Origin of the sequence: Levilactobacillus suantsaiihabitans, assembly GCF_004745505.1 — a bacterium.
In the GTDB taxonomy this organism is placed as follows: domain Bacteria; phylum Bacillota; class Bacilli; order Lactobacillales; family Lactobacillaceae; genus Levilactobacillus; species Levilactobacillus suantsaiihabitans.
In genome coordinates this window covers 1-3530 of the sequence record NZ_RKLX01000043.1, presented here as the reverse complement: position 1 = coordinate 3530, position 3530 = coordinate 1, and the positions used below count along the sequence as shown (strand labels likewise).

The following is a 3530-nucleotide window of genomic DNA, read 5'->3' as shown; positions in this document are numbered from 1 at the left end:
GATAGCTTAGAAAGCCTAGAACACGTCGATAAAGGACTACTAGAAAAGTATTCACCAGCAGAACAGCAAACGATTACGAGAGCAGTCAAAGACCTACGGACAATCATAGCAGTTAAGCAAGTCATTCAAACGCAATACCATGAAGTATTGAAAAGAGCCTTTCCTAATGGTGATTTAGATGATCTTTCACTAGTTAGACAAGAACAGGCCTATACAGCCGTGATGTACTATGATCCAACTTTAAAGCCATTAAAAGTCGAAACAATGGCACAATGGCAAGAAAACCCACCGAGGGTTTTCAGTACCCAAGAACATCAATTAGGGTTAGCTTATTTATCGGGACAGCTTAGCTTAGATCAGTTAGAGAATCATCACTTACAACGGGTTTTAAAGCATGACGGCACTAAACAACTCTTTTTGGGTGAATGTAAAGTCGATCCAACGATTAAGAACAGTCAGATTGAGAAAATCCAAAAACAGTTAAAAGAGCAACAAGCTAAGGACGATCAATATCGAAAATCCCAGCTGGCACATTATCAACCGTTAAATTATAAGCCAGTTAGTCCAAACTACTACTTAAAGACGGCCTTTAGTGACGCGATCATGACTGTTCTATATGCTCGTGATGAAGATTACCAACGACAAAGACAGGCGCAAGGTTTAAAAGAGACTGAGTGGGAAATGGCGAAAAAGCAACGGCAACACCAAACTCGAAATCGGCATGAAGATGGGGGCATGCACTTGTAATCGGAATAAAAAATGCACCGTTAAACCTGGTTAAAAGCGGCTGAACAAGGCAAAACAGAATTAGATCAAAAATTGAATCATAAGGAGTGAACGAACATGACCACTGTTATCTTAGCTGAAAAACCCAGTCAAGCCCGTTCATACGTCCAAGCCTTTCAAAAGAGCACAAAAAAACAGGGTTACTATACGGTTAGTGACCCTGTTTTGCCCGATAATACGCTTGTCACGTATGGTCTCGGACATTTAGTTGAACTAGCCACACCGGATAAATATGATCAGAAATACCAGCAATGGGCCTTATCTAATTTACCGATTTTCCCCGATAAATACAAGTTTGTGGTGTCAGCTAGTAAAAAAGATCAATTCAAGGTCGTCAAAGACCTGTTAACGAAGGCCGATACCATTATTGTTGCCACCGATAGCGGTCGGGAAGGCTCTAATATTGCGTGGTCGATCATGAGCCAAGCCCAGATTGACGTTAAAAAGAAGACCATTAAGCGTCTATGGCTGAATAGTTTGGAAAAAGACGCCATTATTACCGGCTTTAAAAATCTTGGTGACTGGCACAAAGACTATTTGGCTTATAAAGAAGCCCAAACCCGTCAAATTAGTGATTGGTTGATCGGTATGAATGGTAGTCCCTTATATACTTTGTTATTAAGACAAAACGGGGTACGCGGGGTGTACTCAATTGGTCGCGTGCAGACGCCAACCTTGTATATGGTCTATCAAAGAGACCAGGCAATCAAAAACTTTAAGCCGGAACCCTATTTTGAACTAAATGCTGAAATTCTTGCTAATCAGCAAAAATTCGGCGCAAAATTAGACCCCTATCAGCGATTTAAAGACGAAGCAGGGCTAATGACATTCATGAGAGCTAAACACGTTCAGAAAGGCTCACAGGGCGGTTTAATCAAGGACGTCCAAAAGCAAGACAAAAAGCGTGCTAGTCCCCAACTATTCTCGCTATCTAGTCTCCAAAGTGCCATGAATAAACGTTATCACGCCAGCGCCAGCCAAACCTTAGCGGCTATTCAAAGCTTATACGAAGACAAACTGCTCAGTTATCCCCGCACCGATTGTGCTTATATCACTGATGAAGAATTTGAGTATTTAGTGGCTAATCTGACGAAGTATCTGGGATTAGTCTCTAAGCAAGTCGCTTTAACTAATACCACTCCGAACAAACGTTACGTCAATGGGAAAAAGGTTGAAGAACACTATGCCATTATTATGACTAAAGTTGTTCCGACGAAAGAGAAACTAGCCAGCTTGCCTAAATTACAGCAACAGGTCTATGACTTGGTTTTAAGAACGACGTTAGCGATGTTTGCTGATCCGTACGAGTACGAGGAAACCACCATTATTACCCAAGTTGGTGACGCCAATTTTAAAGCAACCGGTAAGGTGCCAACTAAGCAAGGTTGGCAAGCTTTATTTGATGATCACAAAGCCGACCAGCAAGAGGCAGCCACCCTACCGCTCGTTCACCAAGGCGACCAAGTTCAAGCAAATCTGCAAACACCGCAAAAAGAAACGACCGCACCGGTACCTTTTACCGAAGGTACCCTAATTACGGCAATGAAGACCGCCGGCAAAACGCTTGATGATGAGGAAGCCCAAGCGATTCTTAAAGACGTGCAAGGCATTGGGACAAGTGCGACCCGGGCCAATGTGCTGGAAGTGTTAAAGAAACGCGGCTATCTCGTCACTGAAAAGAACAAGCTACACGTCAGTGAAGCCGGAATTACTTTATGTAAAGCGGTTGAACTCGAACCCTTGCTAACTAGCCCAGAAATGACGGCTAAATGGGAGCAAGCATTACAGCAAATCAGTACCGAAGAACGCACCCCGGATAACTTTTTGAACCAAATCAAAAAGTTCGTGGAAAAATTGATTGCTGATGTTCCTACGCAATTTACTGGCAGTGCAGCTATTAAGCAACAAATCGATCACCAACAGCAAGCACGAAAGTCCGCCGAGGTGTTTTTAGAAACACCACAAGCAACCGTATTAAACAAACAAAAATTTTACATTGTAAAGCCTAAGCAAGGCGAAGACTTTACCCTGCCTAAGAAATGGAGCAGTAAGACCCTCGGGAAGACCGCGATCAAAGCACTGGTCACCAAGGGTGAAACCAGCAAACTAAAGGGTTTCAAGAGCAAAAAAGGAAAGTCGTTTGACGCCAAGTTAAAGCTTGACGGCCATAAATTAAGTTTTGATTTTGATTAGAACCTGCCTACCGCCCTGCACTACGTTCCGGTTGGTGAACCCGTCATTTAGGTTCACTTTTACAACCCTAAAAGTAAACCCAAACAACGGGTGAGATTAGCAAAGCAAAGGAGATCATGAAATGGATAATAAATTAGAAGTCATTGGGAGTGAATTACCGGTTTTGCAAACAAAAGGAACCTACAAGTATTTAAAAGAAATCACTGGTAACGGAGCCTATTATCAAGCGGCTTGGCAAAAATTACCTGATGGCTACGTTGCCCTTTATGGCACGACCCCGGTTCAAATAAGATCATCGCCAACATTGAATGATATTTTTGAAGATGAGGAGGGGTAACTTATGCCAAATAAAGCAGATGTTAAGGCTTGGAAAGCACAATTAGTCGCCCAGGCTGAACAGCAAATCCTAAAATTAACTGATAGTGACCAATTTAAAAAGTATCTCAATACCCTGGCTAAATTTCATCGTTATAGCGCCAGAAACATTGATTTAATTTATGCGCAAAATCCTCAAGCCACTCAAGTCGCCGGTTTTAAGCAATGGCAGAAGG

At 42.4% G+C, this 3530-nt stretch carries 2 protein-coding genes and 2 pseudogenes; all 4 read left to right on the top strand.

Annotated features, from left to right (window positions below):
• Positions 1 to 747 (top strand): annotated as a pseudogene (locus tag EGT51_RS12660) (MobQ family relaxase); the annotation flags it as partial.
• Positions 748 to 843: 96 nt separating this feature from the next.
• The gene (gene topB / locus EGT51_RS12655) at positions 844 to 2979 is read left to right on the top strand and encodes a type IA DNA topoisomerase (protein ID WP_135369016.1); all 2136 of its coding nucleotides are present in this window, start codon (positions 844 to 846) and stop codon (positions 2977 to 2979) included.
• A gap of 121 nt (positions 2980 to 3100) precedes the next feature.
• Complete coding sequence (locus tag EGT51_RS12650) at positions 3101 to 3316, top strand: hypothetical protein (RefSeq protein WP_135369015.1); 216 nt, start codon at positions 3101 to 3103, stop codon at positions 3314 to 3316.
• Positions 3317 to 3319: 3 nt separating this feature from the next.
• Positions 3320 to 3530, top strand: a pseudogene (locus tag EGT51_RS12645) (hypothetical protein); the annotation flags it as partial.